This window comes from Lactiplantibacillus dongliensis (assembly GCF_005405105.1).
Lineage (GTDB): Bacteria > Bacillota > Bacilli > Lactobacillales > Lactobacillaceae > Lactiplantibacillus > Lactiplantibacillus dongliensis.
The window spans coordinates 49,156-67,462 of the sequence record NZ_BJDK01000012.1 but is presented as its reverse complement, the minus strand read 5'-3'; the positions used below and the strand labels follow the sequence as shown (position 1 = coordinate 67,462).

Genomic DNA, 18,307 nt, shown 5'->3' with positions numbered 1-18,307 from the left:
ATGCCACTTGGAAAGGCGGTTCGCTAACATGCACTGGACTAAAACAATCACCATCTCGACTGACCTCAACCAAGCCACCGTTCGGACTTGTCTACAAACGTGGCTCTTACCTAAACGGATTCAGGGTCAGTTGCGTCAAGGCCGCCGCCTCTGGGTCAATCAGGTGCCCGCATCGGTGGCAACGGTGGTACAGACGGGGGATGCTTTGACGATGCAATTCATCCCAACTGACTTTCGCACGCCAATCTCCAGTTACCAGCCAGACTCTGCGACGGGAATTGAGATTCTATATCAAAACCAAGACTTATTAGTCGTCAATAAACCGGCTGGCGTGAAAGCTCACCCAAACCAGCCAGCCGAAGTCGGCTCGATTCTAAACCATCTGGCCGCGTTCCTCCAGCCAACTGGACAAGCACCTTACATGGTTCATCGGCTCGATCAGCAAACGTCTGGGGCGATGTTAGTCGCCTTAAATCCAGTGGTCGTACCGATCCTCGACCGCCTTATTAGCAGTAAGCAGATTCACCGAACTTATTATGCTTGGGTCTGGGGCCAGTTCACGACCGCCAGCGGCCAGTTCAACGACCCAATTGGCCATCATCCGACCGATAAACGCAAGCGCTGGATCAACACCGTCGATGCACAATCGGCACTAACTGATTATCAAGTCATCCGCCAAACAGCCGACCAAGCCCTAGTCAAGCTCGATTTGCAGACCGGCCGCACCCATCAATTACGGGTACACTTAGCTGCCAACGGTCACCCCATCATGGGCGATCCACTCTATGACCCGCGCGCGGCTACCGTGCCACGATTAATGTTGCATGCCGTGCAATTACATCTACAGCTGCCATTCAGTACCGACTTGATTACAGTCAAAGCCCCTTTACCGGAAAATTTTCAATTAATGACTTAACAAAAGGACATTACCACTACTTAGCCGCAGTGATAATGTCCTTTAATTATTCTCAACCTTTAGACTCTATTTCAAACCGGTCCATTGCCAATCATTAACCTCTGGCAAATCATCACCGGCATCCCGAATATAAGCAGCATGTTTAGCTAACATATCGTCCATCTGTTGAACGAATGCCGCCCCGGTATTCTCCATGGCTGGTTGTGCAGCAATCGCTGTTTTAGCCAAGTCGAAACGGTCCATTTGGTTCATCACCCGCACATCAAATGGCGTGGTAATATCCCCGTTTTCACGATAACCGTGGACATGTAGATTATGATTGTGGCGATCAAAGAAGATGTCACGCACTAAATCTTCATAGCCGTGGAACGCAAAGACAACGGGTTTGTCCTTAGTAAAGTAATGGTCAAATTCTTGGTCACTCAACCCTCGCGGATCCTTTTCAGGACTACGCAACTTCAATAAATCAACCACGTTAACAAAGCGAATCTTCATTGCTGGGAATTGCTTGTGCAACAAGTCAATCGCCACTAACGTTTCCAGGGTCGGTTCAGTACCAGCCGCAGCGAAGACGATATCGGGTTCGCTCCCTTGATCAGTACTTGCCCAATCAACAATCCCTAGCCCATTGTCAACTAACTTCTTCGCTTCTTCAATCCCAAACCATTGTTGGCGTGGATGCTTTGAAGTCACCACATAGTTAATCTTCTCTTGGCTCCGGAAGATCACATCACCAACGGCTAACAAGGTGTTGGCATCGGCTGGTAAATATTCCCGAATGTATTCAGGTTTCTTTTCAGCTAAATGCGTCAAGGCCCCCGGATCTTGATGGGTATAACCATTATGATCTTGTTGGAAAACAGTCGAGGACGCAATGATGTTCAATGATGGGTACTTTTGACGCCAATCAAGTTCATTGGCCTTCCGTAACCACTTGAAATGTTGGGTCAACATTGAATCCACAACACGTAAGAAGGCTTCGTAGCTGGCAAACAACCCATGTCGACCAGTTAGGACGTACCCTTCTAACCAACCTTCTGCTTGGTGTTCCGACAATTGGGCATCCAAGACACGACCAGCCGGTGCTTCATATTGGTCACTATCAGCGTGAACCGGTTCCAGCCATTGTCGATTCGTGGCTTCAAAGATACCATACAAGCGATTCGACATCGTTTCATCGGGTCCAAATAATCGGAAGTTATCGGGGTTCTTTTTAATCACATCACGCAAATAATCCGACCAAACTAACATATCTTGCTTAATGGTTTCGCCATGTTGCTGGTTAGCAACCGCGTAATCTCGGAAGTTTGGCAAGTCCAATGCTTTTGGATTAACCCCACCATTTGTAATTGGATTAGCCGCCATCCGGGCTTGGCCTTGCGGGATGATTGCTGCGATTTCTGGCTTTAATTGTCCATCTTCGGTAAAGAGTTCAGCTGGACGGTACGATTGTAGCCAATCCGTTAACGCATCGGCGTGTTGCATATCGTTTTGGTCGACTGGAATTGGAATCTGATGGGCACGAAACGACCCTTCAATCTTATCGCCAGCCCATGATTTTGGCCCCGTCCAACCTTTTGGCGCCCGGAAGACAATCATTGGCCAAGTTGGTAAGCTGGCATCATTAGTTGCACGTGCATGCTTTTGAATCGCTTGGATCTTTTCAATCGCCGTATCCATGGCTTTAGCCATCTGTGGATGGACCTTCTCAGGGTCAGTCCCTTCAACAAAGATGGGGTCCCAATCGAGGCCTTCAAAATATTGCGTCAACTTTTCATCAGACATCCGACTAAGTAAGGTCGGATTCGAAATCTTGAAGCCGTTTAAGTTCAAGATTGGTAAGACCGCCCCATCATTGATTGGGTTGATAAACTTGTTGGATTGCCAAGAAGTCGCTAACGGCCCCGTTTCAGCTTCCCCATCACCAACGACGACCGCCGCGATTTGATCCGGATTATCTAAGATAGCCCCCGTCCCATGCGATAAGGAATAGCCTAGTTCGCCACCTTCATGAAGCGAACCCGGCGTTTCTGGGGCAGCATGTGAAGCGACCCCACCTGGGAATGAGAATTGCTTGAAAAGCTTTTGCATCCCGGCTTTGTCTTGTGTGATTTCAGGATAGATGTCCGTATAAGTGCCATCCAAATAAGAATTGGAGACCATCACCTGGCCGCCATGACCGGGACCTTCGACGTAAAATAAGTTAACGCCATACTTATTGATGACCCGGTTCAAGTGGGCATACACAAAGTTTTGACCGGCAATCGTTCCCCAATGACCGATCGGATGAACTTTAACGTCACTGGCCTTTAATGGCCGTTGTAATAATGGATTCGCTTTTAAATATAATTGGCCGACTGATAAGTAATTAGCTGCACGCCAATATTGGTCAACCTTCTGCAAATATGCTGGTGATGAATAATCAGTTGTCATGTGTTAGCCCCTTCTTCATTTGCCTAAGTGCCGTCAAGATAAATCTGACATCGTTTACAAGTATCATCTTATCAAGTTATTTTTTAAAGTCAACCTTTTTGACTATTGGAACGGTCCAATTATTCAACTTGGCAAATTAAAAGCATAATAAAACCGGCGCTATCATGACAATCGCACCGGTTAGTGATTACTGATTTTATTTTTTAGCAATTGGCAAATTTTGGCAACTGAAGCAAGTTATTTCAAATTGACGACCAAGGAATTGTCGTATCAATTTAGATTAAACACGATCAAGCGCCTCTATTTCAGCTCAATCACCCCTAACGCCGAAACTCAGACTTTGACAAACGTGGTATATTTCATATACCGATAATGTAGGCGCATGTTCGAGACTTCAAAGGGCGTCCCATCATCTAAGAAGAAAATCCCACTCATCACGCCAACAGGTTCGGTCGGTTTGAGCGCCAATAGCTTTTGATCATTTGCATTCGACGCATCGACTGAAATCGATAAGAATGACTTGGTAACCGCCGCATGCTTCGTCGCCTGGACATAGTTAAAGATTGAGCCACTGATAACCTCACGATTCAATTCCGGCACTAACTTAATCGGAATATACCCCGTTTCAATCATGAACGGCTGGTTATCGAGCAAGCGTAAGCGCTTTATCTCATAAACAAACTCATCTGGCCCTAAAAATAGGTCCTGTTGCAACTCTTGACTTGCAGGAACGACCTGAAAGTCTAATAATTGAATACTAGGGTGCGCACCTTCAGTATTCAGACTGTCGGTAATCCCCAGGTTCGTCCCTTCATATTGAAAAGACGATTGGTTTTTAAGATATAATGGATTGATAAACGTTCCGGATCCGCGCTTCTTGAAGATCAAGCCTTGATTTGCCAACACATTCAATGCGCGCTTGATCGAACTGCGGCTCACTTGATATTGATCACTGAGGCTCCGTTCATCTGGTAACTTTTTATCAGCGAATTCATTGGCCATAATCCGTTTTTTTAAATCGGTCATCACTTGTTGATAAACTAAATCGGCCATCCCGGTCCCTCCTTTATTTAATATAACTAGTTGACTGGCTATTAGTATCAATGCAACATAGTGCTAGTTTTCCGCTACGGTTGGTCTGGATTGATGCTGGAACGTGGTGGCCACGTTTGTGAGCCAAATTCGGTCTCACAAGCCGGGCTTTTACTAGGCCGGGGAAAAACACCCAGCCAAGTAAACTATCACCACTGAGCATCATCCAGCCCGCCCTGCGCTGACTTATTGTCGAAATTAGTCAATTGCATGATTAATTAACAACTAACAAGAGTCGTAGTGACCAGCTGGTTCGCCGTGTCGAGACCCTTAGCTGGGTGACTTATCCCAGGTTAGGGTCTGGGCCGACTTTTAAGACGTGACTTTCGGCTTAAAAGCGCCCTGCAGACCGCACTATGGCTGCAGGGGTTGCCCCACCGCGAACCAGCTGGTCAACGGAGACGGCCACGCTCAATATGCATCAGCTGTAATTGTTGATAGCTTGATGCGTCTAATCGCCAGCAACCTGTTATGACTAATTATACCTGTAGTATAGCAGAATTTAGGACCTGATGGCAGAGTACCCCGGTCCATTTGAATAATTGGAACGCACTTTTATGATTGTGAGGAAGAGATTAGCATGTCAAAGAAGAAGAAAAAAGATCAATTAGGTAAAACTTTAGTTGAAAAAATTTTAGATAAAGCCAATGTTAGCTACCAACAATTCGAGTTTCCCACTGAAACGGAAGGCGATGTTGAACAGCTACAAGTCGATCACTTAGGGGTCGATGAACATCATATCTATAAGACCTTGGCGCTAATTGGCAATAAGACCGGTCCATTAGTTGGCGTTCTACCTTTAGATGAACATTTAAGCTACAAAAAATTAGCTAAACTATCTGGCAATAAAAAAGTCGGCATGATTCCGCTCAAAGATCTGGAACGCACGACCGGCTATCAACATGGGGCCAACACCCCCGTGGGGATTTGGGAAACCAAGAAATTTCCAATTTTTATCAATGACAGTGCTAAAAAACAAGGTAAAATGCTCGTATCATCCGGCAAAATTGGCCGTTCAATTGAAATTGACGCCGAAGACCTACGCAAACTTGTGCATGGGACCTTTGGCGATTTAACGGAGTGATGCTTTGAAACAGCTCGTCATCAATTATGGGTTAGTCCTAGGCAGTTTGTTAGGACTTCCCGCAGTGTTTGCCTGGTTACTCACCGTGGTTAACCGGCAGACTAAAAGCAATCTCGTCACTAAATTCGGGATCAACAGTCAAGTTTACCTTGGCTGTTTAGGCATTGTTATCCATGAAACTAGTCATTTAATCATGGCCCTCATTTTTCGTCACGGGATTCAATCGGTCCGCTTACTGAAGTTGCCTCATTTGAATCGGCGCAACGGCGGTGATGACGACTTAGCCCTCGGTTATGTCAATCATACTTGGAGTCAACACAGCTTCTACCAAACAATTGGCAATCTATTCATTGGAATTGCGCCAATCTTTGGATGTACGGCCAGCTTACTCGGCTTAGACTACCTCTTATTTCCAGGATTGGCCCACGCCATTTTAAAGCTAGCTGCTAACCCGACGCGACTGGCTTGGACCGCTAGTTGGTCCGTCCTAACTCAGCAAGTCGGCAATTGGTGGCAATTATTACTGCTTCTTTTGCTGACGGTCTTAATTGTGATTGGCGGCTTTGACCTTAGCCCCGCTGACTATCAGAATAGTGCGTTAGGCTTGTCTAGTACAATCGTTGTGTTAGTCATCTTCACCACCATGATCACGTTACTAGATGTGCATGCCGCTACAGTTCTTCAAGCTATTACTACCTTTGGGCTAACGATGGCAATTATTCTCAGCTATTCACTGATTGTGTCCCTATTAGTCATGTTAATTACCCGCTTTTTACGGGCCTAAATATTTTCAAGTAACCGTCGCTTTCATCCTTGTTTAAAAATTTAAGTTGGACCTAAAAGTCCTATACTAAATGGCATTTACTGCAGAAATTTAGATAGGACTTTTAATTTTTTTACGCTCAGTAAGAACTTGGCTTCTAGTTGCAATGACTTAACATTAGCTTATAAACAGCCGATGCTAGCCATCCTGAGTCTTCTCGTAGTATTTAGGGTGATGTAAAAAGATCAAAAAATAACGCTTGCCCACGACAACTTTGTGCTGTCGGGACAAGCGTTATTTTAATTATGATTGATCATCGGCGTCCCATTCAGCTTTGAATTGGGTCACAAACTGCCGCATCACTTGTGTCCGTTGATGGGCCAATTGTTTTGCTGCCGCCGTATTCATTAGACCTTCCAGCTTAAATAACTTTTCATAAAAATGATTAATCGCGGTTCCTGGTTGATTCCGGTACTGGGCTTTGGTCATATGTTCACGTGGCGCTACCTTTGGATCATAGATAGCTTCGCCGACATGCCCAGAGTAATACAGGGCCCGCGCAATACCAATCGCGCCAATCGCATCTAAGCGATCCGCATCTTGAACGATCTGTCCCGCTAACGACAATGATTGTGTCCCATTCAGTGACTTGCTGAATGACATATGGTCAATGATCTCAAAGATCGCTTGTTGGGCTGCTACCCTAACCTGTAAAGCAGTCAATTTGGTTGCCAGCGCTTGATGTGCTTGCTCCGGATCAGCCATTAGCTTGTCATCAATCACGTCATGCAGCCAAGCTGCTGCCAAAGTTAAGTTCAGGTCGGCTTGTTCCGCAATCGCCAGTCGCCGAGCTAACTTAACGACCCGATGAAGATGGTCCGCTCCGTGCCCGCTCTTATCTTGTGCTAAGCGAGCCGTGGCATAGGTCGCAATCGCCGTTAATTGAGCATCCGTTATCATTTAATCATCCTATTCCTGAGTTTGATAATATGCGCGCAACTTCTTGATTGTCCCACGGCTAAAGGACAAGCGGTCACCGTTAGCCATGCTAACGAGCCCCTTGTTAAAGTTGACCGTCACAATCTTATCTAAGTTAATCGCATAACTCTGGAAATCGTTAAAGAAGTGAGTCGCCGGAAGTTGGGCCTTGATCGTACTTAAATTCTTATGCACGATGTACGCTTGACTATCAGTCACAATCCGGGTGGTCCGCAGTCCATGGACTTTCTCACAATACACGATATCCCGAAGCTTTAGCTTTAATAATAACGCGCCGCTCTTCAAAGTTAAAGTCGGTTCCGGTGCTTGCTTTAAAGTCACTAAGCGCTGCTTAATAACTTGGAGTACCCGCGTCACCCGCGGTACAAACTTGGCCTTATCAAACATATCGGCCTTCGAAATAAACCCGGTTGGCGTTGTCATGGCACTCAACGTTTCCGGTAGCATATCATCACGCACACTGACGTAGATGATAAACCCATCCGGATCATAATTCCGAATGGCTGAAGCTAATTCAATCCCATTGGTTGCTTGTTTTAAAACAATATCTAAAAAATAAATATTCGGTCCATTACTAGCCCGTACCATGCGTAATACATCGGTTGGCTGCCAAACCGGCGCCAATTCATAATCGAATTGCAATTGGTTTAACTGGGCAGTAATGATTTCGGTCAACCAGAGACGTTGTTGTTCATTATCGTCACTGATGAAAACCTGCATAGCCATCACTCTTTCTCTTAGTAAGACAACTGTCCTAAAATACAGTCGTCTTGCTTGCCTATTTTCTTATTCAATTGTTTACAATTTAGTATGACACCCCACCAATCATACTAGAAGAAACGGCTTCCAGCAACTAGAAAAAGGGCCGTTAACCCAATTAATTTGCGGTTTCACGGTCCTTCGACATAGATTGTTCATTTTTCAATCTGTTTTGGTTTTATGTGGGCTTGGTTCAGTCGCATTAATTCGTCAGTTCGCAATTTATCAACGATTAGTTGGGCAGCTGCAACAGTTAAGCTACCGCTTAGATCTTGGTCAGAAACCCGGACCGGTTCATCTAAATGATGCAGTCGTTTAACCAATTCCGTAATGAAATTATCATAAGCCCGTTTCGGATAGCCAGTTGCGGTAACCTGATCAATCCCTTCACGAATCATATCGAGCGGATAACTTGGTTTTAATAAGCTGATCACAATAATGTCCGCCAATTGCATAATCTGATACTTCTTCTTCACTGGTGATAAGATTACTTTATGCTTAACATAATTATTGATCATCGCGGCCGTCACCGGATCAACCCCTAGTGGCTGCAAAGTCTCATTAATCAGTAACAAGACCTGATCCATATATAGATCAAAATTCGGTAATTCTGTCCATTTGGGTAAGATAACTTTGCTCATGCGCTGTTTCCAATCCGCATAGGTGACGCTGGTTGCCATGTAAATCCCTCCTCAATCCTTTATCATCATTATATACAGATTAACTAGTCATGTAAACTAGCTTAACTTATAAATGGCATTAAATTTACCCTTTGTGGTATTATTTAAATCGTTATGCAACGTTTAGGTTCAATCTGACAATAAATTCAGATAGAAAAGGTGGCTATTTAAGATGTATGAAATGACCAAGAAACACCGAACTGGTGAAGATGTTAAGAAACGCCTGCCCCAACCAGTTATTGATGGATTATGGCACCGACTTAATGAAATGCGCAAAGAAAAGTTGCTCATCGATAAATCCATGGCCGTTATGTTTAGTGACGACTATGAAGACGCTAAGATTTTCTTTATGACCTTGCAAAAGGAAGGCGCCTTTGCGAATGAATATGACCTGGCCTACGATGGTCCCAAAGACTTCTTAGGTAAAGGCACGATCGTCATTTTTAAAGACCGGCCGAAGACGATTACCATGAGCATCTCTGAAGCTAACAAGGAACACGATGCGGCTGAAGCCAGCGCTGACGATCCTAAATAAGCGACTAAAAACCACTAACTGCGACCAAGATCGTGGTTAGTGGTTTTTTTGGCTGTTTGCATGTTTTGGTTGGTTAGGGTTAAACGCCCTATTGCACGTCAATCTTCCCCGCGTCATCCGTTACCTTTTTAGGTAGTGTGACCGTTAATAACCCGTCATGATAGTGCGCTTGAATCTGTTGACTGACGACATTTTTAAAGTAAAAACGTCGGGTAAGCGTATTAGTCTGGCGCTCACGCCGTAAAACCCGGCCGTCGTCATCACGCTGATGACCATCACTGCCTTGGTCCGCGCTAAGCGTGAGCCAATCATCGACATACTTAACCGTAATCGCATCCTTATCAAAACCGGGTAATTCAGCGGTTACCGTATAATCATCATCGTGTTCGACCACATCCGTCTTCATGACAAGATGAGCCGTTAAAATGGCTTGAGCTTCATGGTGTGCGCGTTTGAGTAATGCAACTGGTCTTAAGTCATCCAAGTGACTAAATAAATGCTGACGCATGGTCAGACCCCCTGTTAACGGATTGGTTTAGTACGCGTTTTGCTTAATTGCCGCGGCTAAAAGATCTAAAGCATGTTCCCGGGTACCGACTTGATCCATATCAAAGATAATCGAATCAATGTCGCCGCCTTTAAAGTCAAATTGTTCAAAGTAAACGTATGGATCTTCATTGTCAGACTTGATAAAGCCGTCTTCAATCTTCTTATCGAAGCCTTCAGCCCAATCTTCATCATCCATCTTACTGAAATCGGCACGGGTTACATATCCCCGACTCCGAATCAAATCCATCGCTTTCTTAACATCACTATCGTCATAGACCAATTTCTTCGAATCCTCATGAATCTTAGTTTTCGTTTCTACTGGCATCACAAAAGATCTCCTTTGACTTAATATACCTTTAGTTTAGCACCAATCTATGAAAACGTTAACCATTCTTTCTTAGATTGCAAATTAACGTGACTATCCTTATAATTGTAGCTACTTCGAAAAGGTGTAATTTTCCGCTTCGGTTGGGCTGGATTGACGCTGGAACGTGGTGGCCACGTTTGGAAGCCAAAGAACGGTCTTCCAAGCCGGGCTTTGACTAAACCGAGTAGCCCACTCGGTCAAGTCAAACGACACCACTGAGCGTCATCCAGCCCGCCCTACGCTAATTAAGTGTTCATTCATAATCACCACTAACTGCCGACCAATCCCAACAAATAGTTTCCAGTTGCGCCGCGAACATTGGATTAGACAAGCACTAATCGTGGCTATCATAGCTGATGCCATGATACGTATACATTAACGCCGGGCGGGTCAGCATTGGCTCAGTGGTGTCGTTGATCTTAGTCGACGAATTTTGTCGGCTTAGATCAAGCCCGTTTTTGAGACCGCTCTTTGGCTCAAAAACGCGGCCACCACGTTCCAGCCGATGCTGACCCAACCAGAGTGGCAACATACCGTACCCCAAACTAAATCAGCGAATTTGAAACCTGACTGGCAACGATGGTCAACTTCGCGTTATAATTTAGGTATCAAATAAATGAAATGAGGAATGTTTCTTTGGACAGTGGCCAGATAATTTTAAATTTAGTCATTATTGTCATTACGTTCTGCGTCGCCGCTTTCTTTGTGGCCTGTGAATTTGCTTTAGTTCAGACCCGACCAAGCGCCCTCGAAGAAGAACAGAAAAAACGGGATAAACCTTCCAAACGGATCGCGACCTCCTTGCACATGGTGCAAAACTTAAACGAGTACTTATCAACAACTCAAGTCGGGGTCTCATTAGCTGGGATTATCTTAGGTTGGATTGGGGAACAAACAACTGAACATTTCGTGTTACAGCTGTTAGATCTATTCCACCTGTCCATCAGTACCTCGATTCTGCGTGGGATTAGTATTATCCTCGGGGTCTTCTTACTGACCTACTTAGAAGTCGTCTTAACCGAAATCGTCCCGAAAAACATCGCGATCGATATGCCGTTAAAGGTAATGGCGGTCATCACGACCCCATTACGGTGGTTCCACGTCATCTTCTACCCATTCGTCTGGTTATTGAATATTTCATCGACCGGCGTGGTTAAGATGCTAGGTATTCCCGTGGCTAATGAGGATAACGATGTTTATTCGCAAGCTGAAATCTTAAACTTGTCACGTAACGCCGTCTCCGGTGGTCAATTAGACCGTGATGATTATCTGTATATGGAACGCGCTTTTGAATTTAACGATAAGATTGCCAAAGATATCATGATTGATCGGACCCAATTGGTTGTCATTGATATTAACGATACCGTTAAACAAGCCATTCGGGTTTATCTACAGAAGCGGTTCAGCCGGTTACCGGTCGTGGCGAACAATGATAAGGACAAGATTCTCGGTTACGTCTACAACTACGACTTGATTCGTCAAGGCGAAGTTGATGATGAGATTCGGGTCAATAAAGTGTTGCGTAATATCATTACCATTCCTGAAACCACCCCGATTCAAGCCATCTTGCAAAAGATGATTGAAAAACAAACTCCAATCGTGGTCGTCGTTGACGAATACGGTGGGACGAGTGGGATTGTCACGGATAAAGATATTTACGAGGAACTCTTCGGAACAGTCAACGATGAAATCGACAATGTTTCGACGGAGTACGTCGAGAAGCAAGACAACGGCACCTATCGTATGAGCGGTAAAATGACTTTATATGATTTTGAACGGTTCTTTAAGACCGACCTGCAAGAATTTGAGGACTCCGATGTGGTCACTTTAACCGGCTACATCTTGGATAACTTCCCGAAGATTCAAGCTGGTGATACGATTCAGATCGCCGACTTCACCTTTAAGGCCCTCGATTTTGAGAATGCCTACATTAATTGGTTTGAAGTCAGTCGCAAGTCCCCCGTTCCAGCAGTAACTGCTAAAACGGATGACGATCAAGACTAAGCACCGCTTTAAGCGTCAAGCTAACCTAGCTTGGCGCTTTTTTTGACTTAATAATGGCTGGTTTGACACTTGTCAGCTTAAGCTGCCCCAACCAGGTTGGCAAACTGTTCGAACTATAACTTTATCTGAGCAGTTGGTTACTAAAAGGCTCAGCTGGAGTGTTGCCGTCTCAACACTTTGAAAATTAATCAGCCAGTGATAGTTTTAACTAGCCCTAAGCATGTCACTTTAAATTATTGTCATTAAAAGTGGGCACTTATTTACCGATCCAATAACTCAGTAAAAAATGCCAGCGACTATTAGTTATTATTTGGACTGGTATAAATTTAGTTAGCCTGTGAAGCGTGCCTGTTACCGGTCACATTTAGTACTGGTTCTAGTCGACATCACAATAACTGTCATCATCCTTAGGCCACTAACTGTTCATAGGCGCGCCAATTGTGAAAACCCTTTAAACTTTTACCGGAAGTTGATTGCAAAACAACCGCGTACAGCGTAAACTAAACGTATGTTAATACAGAAATGAGGAACCGGCCGTGAGTGAAAATGTCATTAATATTATTTATATTTCGATTGAAGGCAATACCCGATCGTTTGTCACTGGGATGCAGGACTATGCCAAAACCCAGCATGCAGCTGACGACAGTAACCCTTTGATTACCTTAAAAGAAATTACGGATCAAACTGAATTTGCCATTGAAACCAAGCCGTACTTTGCCTTTGTCCCAACCTATCTAGATGGCGGGAACGGGATTGATACTGGGGTCAAGGAACTCATGACAAATACCTTAGGTGAATACTTAAACTACGACTTAAATCCAAGTCTTTGCCTCGGTGTCGTTGGTAGTGGGAACAAGAACTTCAATGAACAATATTGCTTAACTGCTCGGCGTTACGCGGAACAACTGGATACCGATTTAATCGGTGACTACGAATTACGCGGGACTTCCGTTGATACGGAACGCATCTATAACGTGATGAAAGAACGGTTACATGCCTTTAGTAAGTAAAGAAAACGGATCAGCCCATGCACTGGGTGTGATCCGTTTTTTCATCTTCAAAAGTCTTAACCATTTAACAACTGTTCACGTGCTGCCCGCCATAATACGACGCCTAAAGTGACCAGCATTAACACTGTCACCGTCATAAACAAAATCGCATATGAGAACTGCGCAACCATCATCCCACCGAATAGCGGTCCGACCGCACGACCGAGCGAGAGCGCCATATTGAAACGTCCTTGATACTTGCCACGCTGATCCACTGCGGCCATATCATCGACCCACGCCGGAACGATTGGCAAGCCAATCACCTCACCAAGCGTTAAAACCACCATAATCACAATGAAATCCGCATATTGCCGAGCGAAGACAAGCCCTAAAAATGATAACGCAAATAGGGTAATTCCAAAACCAATCTGCGTGCCAATCTTAAACCGTTCGTTAAATAGCGTCACAATTGGCTGACTGACAATGATCAGTAACCCATTGATCGTCCAAACTTCACTATACCGCCGAAATGGGATCCCGAGATTAGTCATATGCACAGACAACAAACTTTCCCACAGCGCATAACTCAGATAGATTGAAAAAATCATCAAACAAATTAACCAGATTAATTGCCGTTTATGGCGCGGTGTTTGATCAGTTGTTTCAGCTTTAGCCGCGGTCGTTGTCTTGGCGGCTAATTGAACATTAAAGGTGCTCAACACAATAATCATCAGCCCAATATAACAAGCCGTGGTCACCATAAAGACCACATTAATCCCCAAGTCTAACAAGTAACCAACCAGTAGCGTGCCAATCACAACCCCGACATTCAACGCCAAGTACAACATATTAAACACATATCGATTTGACTTAGTCGTCACCGTGGCCGCATACGCATTCACCACCGTCATACTAATCCCATCACCGAAACCAACGACAATCAAGCCCACAGCGTACGGCCATAAGCTATGCCAAAAGATCAACGTCGCCAAGGTCACGGTCGAAATAATCACGCCAAGAATTGCCGTTTGATAGGGCCGCCAATGATCAAATAAATGACCGCCGACATAGTTACCCAAGATCATGGCTAGCGACATACAAAACAGCACGACCCCTGAAAACGTCAAGGTCTGCTTCAAATAATTGTGCATATAGACCGTCGTTAACGGCCACATAAAAGCCGCGCCAGCGTTATTCAGCAAATTTGCTAAAAACAACCATCGCAGCCGAACTTCTTTCTGCATTGTGCTCACCTAAATTTTCCATTTTCTTCAGTATACGCGCTCACCCGGCTACCGCCTACTAAAACTTGTGTTGTACCCGCGGATGCCAGATTGTATAACATGATTCACTCACCAAAACGATAGCCAGTGAACAAAACACCCCTAACTCTTGTGCGGACTTCATATTCAACTGGCCGCTAACCGACCGCCCCTGTCGACTAATCTGATAGACTGACAGGCCTAAAACGCGTAAGTTAAAATGCGTGGCCGGTAAGACCTGCATCAAAAAATAACCAACGGCCACCCCAATAAAAATAATCATCATCGCCACGGGTATCCCTGCCAGTAACTCAACGCCAAGTCGTAACCACCGATGTGTCATAAGCTGTCCCCTCGCTTTACTTTCATTATCGCGAGTTTGGGCCCCTTGCACAGGTATTTTACCGACACCCAGCATCTTTTTTACGAAAATAAGCCGGGACTTCTTTAGTTAAGTTAACGCAAAAAAAGACGGCCACCATCGCTGTTGCGATTGGACCGTCTTTTAACTAACGTCAGCCTACTAAAATTAGAAGCTTAAGACATTAGATTTGCTGCTGGTAGCAACTTTGGTATAGGTGAAGTAGTTAGCCCCTTGACCAAGGTTTTCCTTCAACCGCACGTTCTTGCTGTTAACCACATAGAACGTCTTGCTGCTCCGGAAGCGTAAGTAGAAGTTTTCAGTCTTCTTACCAACTTTGGCATCGACTTTCCAAAGATGCTTGTTGCTAGAACTGGCAGTATAAGTCCCGTTCAACAAGGTCTTAGTCTTAGCACCTGACTTGTAACGTTTAACGGTAATCTTTTTACCATTCGTTAACGTCCACTTGGTGTAGTAGCCTTTGTAACTAGATGACTTCCAAGTCCCGGCAACGCTGCTGACCTTGCCATAATTCTTCTTAGCAGTGGTCTTTTTAGCGGTCGTTTTCTTAGTGGCCGTCTTCTTAGCCGTGGTCTTCTTAGTGGTCGTCTTTTTAGCAGTTGCTTTCTTAGGCGCCGTTACCTTAACAATCCGGTACATGTATGAATACTTACCTTGAGTGGCGTAAACGTATAAATCAGTACCCTTTTTGTAAGTCTTAGGTAATTTAACCGTAAACTTACCCGTCTTTGATGATGCTGTTGCTGAAGCAATCTTGCTCTTTCCAGCGTTGGAATCCTTAGCACCCTTCTTAGCGTAAACCGTTACCTTGACACCCTTAGTAGCCGTCCCGGTAACCTTTTTAGCGCTACTAGTCACACCATCGACCGCAATCGTGGTCTTAGCTGCTTTCTTAGTAGCAGCTTGGGCAACCGTTGCTTGACTGTTCGTACCTAAAGCAGCAGGGGCAAACAATGAAACGGCCGTAACCGTTGCTAATAAACCTGAGATTAACTTCTTTGAAGTTTGCATCAAAAATAACTCCCTTTCTTATTTCAGTCCATATTATAACCTCTTCGTTAAAATCAAGCTAGTTATCTGAATGAAACGCAATAAAGTTTTTAATAATTTTTCACAACTTAGACACGCTTGGGGCTAGTTGGCTTAAAGTGTCATTTTAGGAACCAACCGGCCAACGCTAATTTCAACCAATACCAAGCGTAATTTAGACGACTTTCTTAAACTGATTATCGACGATGACTCATAATGATTGTTATAATATAAGTTAAGCGCAATCATCTAGCGTTAATTTTGAAAAAGGCGAGGCATGTTTATGATGCTTAATCAATATGGCCTAACCGGCTGTTTCTTAATCTTTCTACTTGTTTGGGGATACCAATGGCGGCATATGCCAAAATTTCGGTCGTTGTGGGGCTATACCTCACGGCGCGCTGGTCACAATAAAACCACTTGGCAGTTTGCTCAGAATTTCTATGCCATGCTTGGCGTTGAAATTTTTGGCATTCTGACCCTCGCCTCGCTGGTCGGTCTCCTTTTACAAATTGCTTGGTTACAAAGTTCAACATTGCAGATTCTTGGCTTAGCGTTAGGCTTGATTATGCAAAATGTCGCAACCGAACGCGAATTACGGCATCAATTTCCTAATCAGCCCACGCCCAAAGCCTAGTTGTTTAACTAAAGAACTTAATAATTGACCCCGACGGCTTATCGCTTAATATTAGTAATGGTGGCTTTAACCGTTATGTACGACGACTATTTCTAACCAATCAGGATTTGACAGTGGCCTTGGCCGTTAGTTTAATTGCGCTTGCCACTCTGGTTGGTTGCTAAGGTTATGGTCAACATCCAAGATAATTAATGTTTAATACGAGTACCAACTAACCTTAATTTTTATAATTCTAAGTAAAGAAGTGAATTTGATGAGTAAAGAAAAGATTGCTCTGTTCACCATTTTTGGCGGAACTGGCGACTTGGCCCAACGAAAGCTCTACCCCTCATTATTTAAACTGTATCAAAAAGGGTATTTACAAGACCATTTTGCGGTGATTGGGACAGCCCGGCGACCTTGGACCGATGAGCATTATCATCAAGTCGTCGCCGATGCCTTAGCATCATTGCACGCTGACGCCGATCAAGTGACCGCTTTTGCTAGCCATTTTTACTACCAGTCGCATGATGTCACAGATGTCCAACACTACATCACCTTAAAGCGACTCTCTGAAAAGCTAGACGCACAATATGAGTTACAGGGTAACCGGATTTTCTACTTGGCAATGGCACCGAACTTCTTCGGGACAATTGCGCGGCATCTTAAATCTGAACATATTTTAACTGAAAATGGCTTTAACCGCGTCATCATTGAAAAACCTTTTGGCCATGATTTCGAAAGCGCTAAGACGTTAAACGATGAATTAGCTGAAACGTTCGATGAAAACCAAATTTATCGGATTGACCACTATCTCGGTAAAGAAATGATCCAAAATATTGCCGCCATTCGTTTTGGCAATAATATCTGGGAATCCTTGTGGAATAACCGTTATATCTCCAACGTGCAGATTACGTTAAGTGAAAAGCTGGGCGTTGAAGAACGCGCCGTTTACTATGATAATAGCGGTGCCTTGCGTGATATGGTTCAAAACCACATCATGCAAATTCTGAGTCTCCTCACAATGGATCAACCGGTTGAATTTACCGAAGACGATATCAATATTGAAAAAGTCAAAGCTTTACGTAGCTTGCGGCCTTACCAGCCAGAAGAAGTTGCCAAGAATTTTGTTCGTGGACAATACGCTCCGACTGAAACGGTCAAGGGCTATCGACAAGAAGACAAAATCTCACCAGCATCCAATACCGATACCTTTGTTGCTGGTAAAGTAATGATAGATAACTATCGTTGGTCCGGCGTGCCGTTCTACATTCGGACCGGTAAACGCTTAGCTGACAAGTTCACCCGGATCGACATTGTCTTCAAACGACCCGTTATCAATATTTTTAATCACGAGCTACCTGATAATCAAGCGGCCGATAACGGCTTGGCACCAAACGTTTTAACGATCAACGTGGAACCCACTGAAGGTTTCGAATTACGGATGAATGCTAAGAATGTCGGTCAAGGCTTTGCGACAACCCCAGTTCAATTGAACTTCGATCATGACGCGACCGCCGCCGCTAACAGTCCCGAAGCGTACGAGCGCCTCTTACACGACATCTTAAACGGCGATGCCACCAACTTTACCCATTGGCAAGAAGTGGCCTATTCGTGGAAATTTATTGATGTGATTCAACAATACTGGGATGACCATCAACCAAGTTTTCCAAACTACAAGCCTGGTACCATGGGACCACAAGCAGCAGCTGACTTGTTAGCACAAGATGGGCATCGGTGGGTCTATCAGGGTTAAAAACACTTTTAAAAGCAAGAAACGGGTCTAAGACGGGTATCCGCAACTTACCCACCAGACCCAACCATACTAAAACCAAAGACATCAACCTG

The 18,307-nt window shown here is 44.5% G+C and carries 18 protein-coding genes; 8 read left to right on the top strand and 10 right to left on the bottom strand.

Features of this window, described 5'->3' with window-relative positions; translation table 11 throughout:
• Positions 1-28 precede the first annotated feature (28 nt).
• Positions 29-916 carry an RluA family pseudouridine synthase gene (locus FFM80_RS06105; RefSeq protein ID WP_137640003.1) on the top strand — a complete coding sequence of 296 codons (888 nt, stop codon included), beginning with the start codon at positions 29-31 and terminating at the stop codon, positions 914-916.
• A gap of 66 nt (positions 917-982) precedes the next feature.
• On the opposite strand, the gene FFM80_RS06100 is transcribed toward FFM80_RS06105, so the two are convergent.
• On the bottom strand, positions 983-3,349 hold the full coding sequence (locus FFM80_RS06100) for a phosphoketolase family protein (protein WP_137640002.1): 2,367 nt from the start codon (positions 3,347-3,349) through the stop codon (positions 983-985).
• A 333-nt stretch (positions 3,350-3,682) separates the two neighbouring features.
• Entirely contained in the window at positions 3,683-4,402 is a 720-nt protein-coding gene (locus FFM80_RS06095) for a GntR family transcriptional regulator (protein ID WP_137640001.1), read from the bottom strand.
• Between the two features lie 619 nt (positions 4,403-5,021).
• On the opposite strand from FFM80_RS06095, the gene ybaK reads away from it, so the two are divergent.
• On the top strand, positions 5,022-5,525 hold the full coding sequence (gene ybaK, locus FFM80_RS06090) for a Cys-tRNA(Pro) deacylase (RefSeq protein WP_137640000.1): 504 nt from the start codon (positions 5,022-5,024) through the stop codon (positions 5,523-5,525).
• Positions 5,526-5,529: 4 nt separating this feature from the next.
• Complete coding sequence (locus FFM80_RS06085; RefSeq protein WP_137639999.1) at positions 5,530-6,309, top strand: hypothetical protein; 780 nt, start codon at positions 5,530-5,532, stop codon at positions 6,307-6,309.
• A 282-nt stretch (positions 6,310-6,591) separates the two neighbouring features.
• Here FFM80_RS06085 and FFM80_RS06080 read toward each other — a convergent pair whose 3' ends face one another.
• From FFM80_RS06080 to FFM80_RS06070, 3 genes are all read right to left on the bottom strand, one after another.
• Entirely contained in the window at positions 6,592-7,248 is a 657-nt protein-coding gene (locus tag FFM80_RS06080) for an HD domain-containing protein (protein WP_137639998.1), read from the bottom strand.
• Positions 7,249-7,257: 9 nt separating this feature from the next.
• Positions 7,258-8,013 (bottom strand): LytR/AlgR family response regulator transcription factor, encoded by a 756-nt coding sequence (locus FFM80_RS06075; RefSeq protein WP_223877308.1) that lies wholly within the window; start codon positions 8,011-8,013, stop codon positions 7,258-7,260.
• Positions 8,014-8,201: 188 nt separating this feature from the next.
• Positions 8,202-8,726 (bottom strand): DUF1836 domain-containing protein, encoded by a 525-nt coding sequence (locus FFM80_RS06070; RefSeq protein WP_137639997.1) that lies wholly within the window; start codon positions 8,724-8,726, stop codon positions 8,202-8,204.
• A 172-nt stretch (positions 8,727-8,898) separates the two neighbouring features.
• Here FFM80_RS06070 and FFM80_RS06065 point away from each other — a divergent pair, with 172 nt between their 5' ends.
• A complete protein-coding gene (locus FFM80_RS06065) occupies positions 8,899-9,261 on the top strand; it encodes a hypothetical protein (protein ID WP_137639996.1) in 363 nt (120 codons plus the stop codon).
• 88 nt (positions 9,262-9,349) lie between these two features.
• Here FFM80_RS06065 and FFM80_RS06060 read toward each other — a convergent pair whose 3' ends face one another.
• Positions 9,350-9,769 carry an Hsp20/alpha crystallin family protein gene (locus FFM80_RS06060; protein WP_137639995.1) on the bottom strand — a complete coding sequence of 140 codons (420 nt, stop codon included), beginning with the start codon at positions 9,767-9,769 and terminating at the stop codon, positions 9,350-9,352.
• A 27-nt stretch (positions 9,770-9,796) separates the two neighbouring features.
• Positions 9,797-10,138 carry a hypothetical protein gene (locus FFM80_RS06055; protein WP_137639994.1) on the bottom strand — a complete coding sequence of 114 codons (342 nt, stop codon included), beginning with the start codon at positions 10,136-10,138 and terminating at the stop codon, positions 9,797-9,799.
• Between the two features lie 675 nt (positions 10,139-10,813).
• On the opposite strand from FFM80_RS06055, the gene FFM80_RS06050 reads away from it, so the two are divergent.
• Both FFM80_RS06050 and nrdI read left to right on the top strand, forming a co-directional pair.
• Positions 10,814-12,181 (top strand): hemolysin family protein, encoded by a 1,368-nt coding sequence (locus FFM80_RS06050; protein ID WP_137639993.1) that lies wholly within the window; start codon positions 10,814-10,816, stop codon positions 12,179-12,181.
• A gap of 536 nt (positions 12,182-12,717) precedes the next feature.
• Positions 12,718-13,191, top strand: coding sequence for a class Ib ribonucleoside-diphosphate reductase assembly flavoprotein NrdI (gene nrdI, locus FFM80_RS06045; protein ID WP_137639992.1), 474 nt, complete (start codon positions 12,718-12,720; stop codon positions 13,189-13,191).
• A 56-nt stretch (positions 13,192-13,247) separates the two neighbouring features.
• Here the strand turns inward: nrdI and FFM80_RS06040 are convergent, their stop codons facing one another.
• From FFM80_RS06040 to FFM80_RS06030, 3 genes are all read right to left on the bottom strand, one after another.
• On the bottom strand, positions 13,248-14,414 hold the full coding sequence (locus FFM80_RS06040; protein ID WP_137639991.1) for an MDR family MFS transporter: 1,167 nt from the start codon (positions 14,412-14,414) through the stop codon (positions 13,248-13,250).
• A gap of 58 nt (positions 14,415-14,472) precedes the next feature.
• Positions 14,473-14,775, bottom strand: a complete 303-nt coding sequence (locus tag FFM80_RS06035) for an LlsX family protein (RefSeq protein WP_137639990.1) — start codon at positions 14,773-14,775, stop codon at positions 14,473-14,475.
• Between the two features lie 186 nt (positions 14,776-14,961).
• On the bottom strand, positions 14,962-15,825 hold the full coding sequence (locus FFM80_RS06030) for a hypothetical protein (protein ID WP_137639989.1): 864 nt from the start codon (positions 15,823-15,825) through the stop codon (positions 14,962-14,964).
• Between the two features lie 301 nt (positions 15,826-16,126).
• Between FFM80_RS06030 and FFM80_RS06025 the strand changes: the two genes are divergently transcribed.
• Together FFM80_RS06025 and zwf are read left to right on the top strand one after the other, a co-directional pair.
• Complete coding sequence (locus FFM80_RS06025; protein WP_137639988.1) at positions 16,127-16,480, top strand: SdpI family protein; 354 nt, start codon at positions 16,127-16,129, stop codon at positions 16,478-16,480.
• Positions 16,481-16,733: 253 nt separating this feature from the next.
• Positions 16,734-18,215 (top strand): glucose-6-phosphate dehydrogenase, encoded by a 1,482-nt coding sequence (gene zwf / locus FFM80_RS06020; RefSeq protein WP_137639987.1) that lies wholly within the window; start codon positions 16,734-16,736, stop codon positions 18,213-18,215.
• The last annotated feature ends 92 nt before the right edge of the window (positions 18,216-18,307 follow it).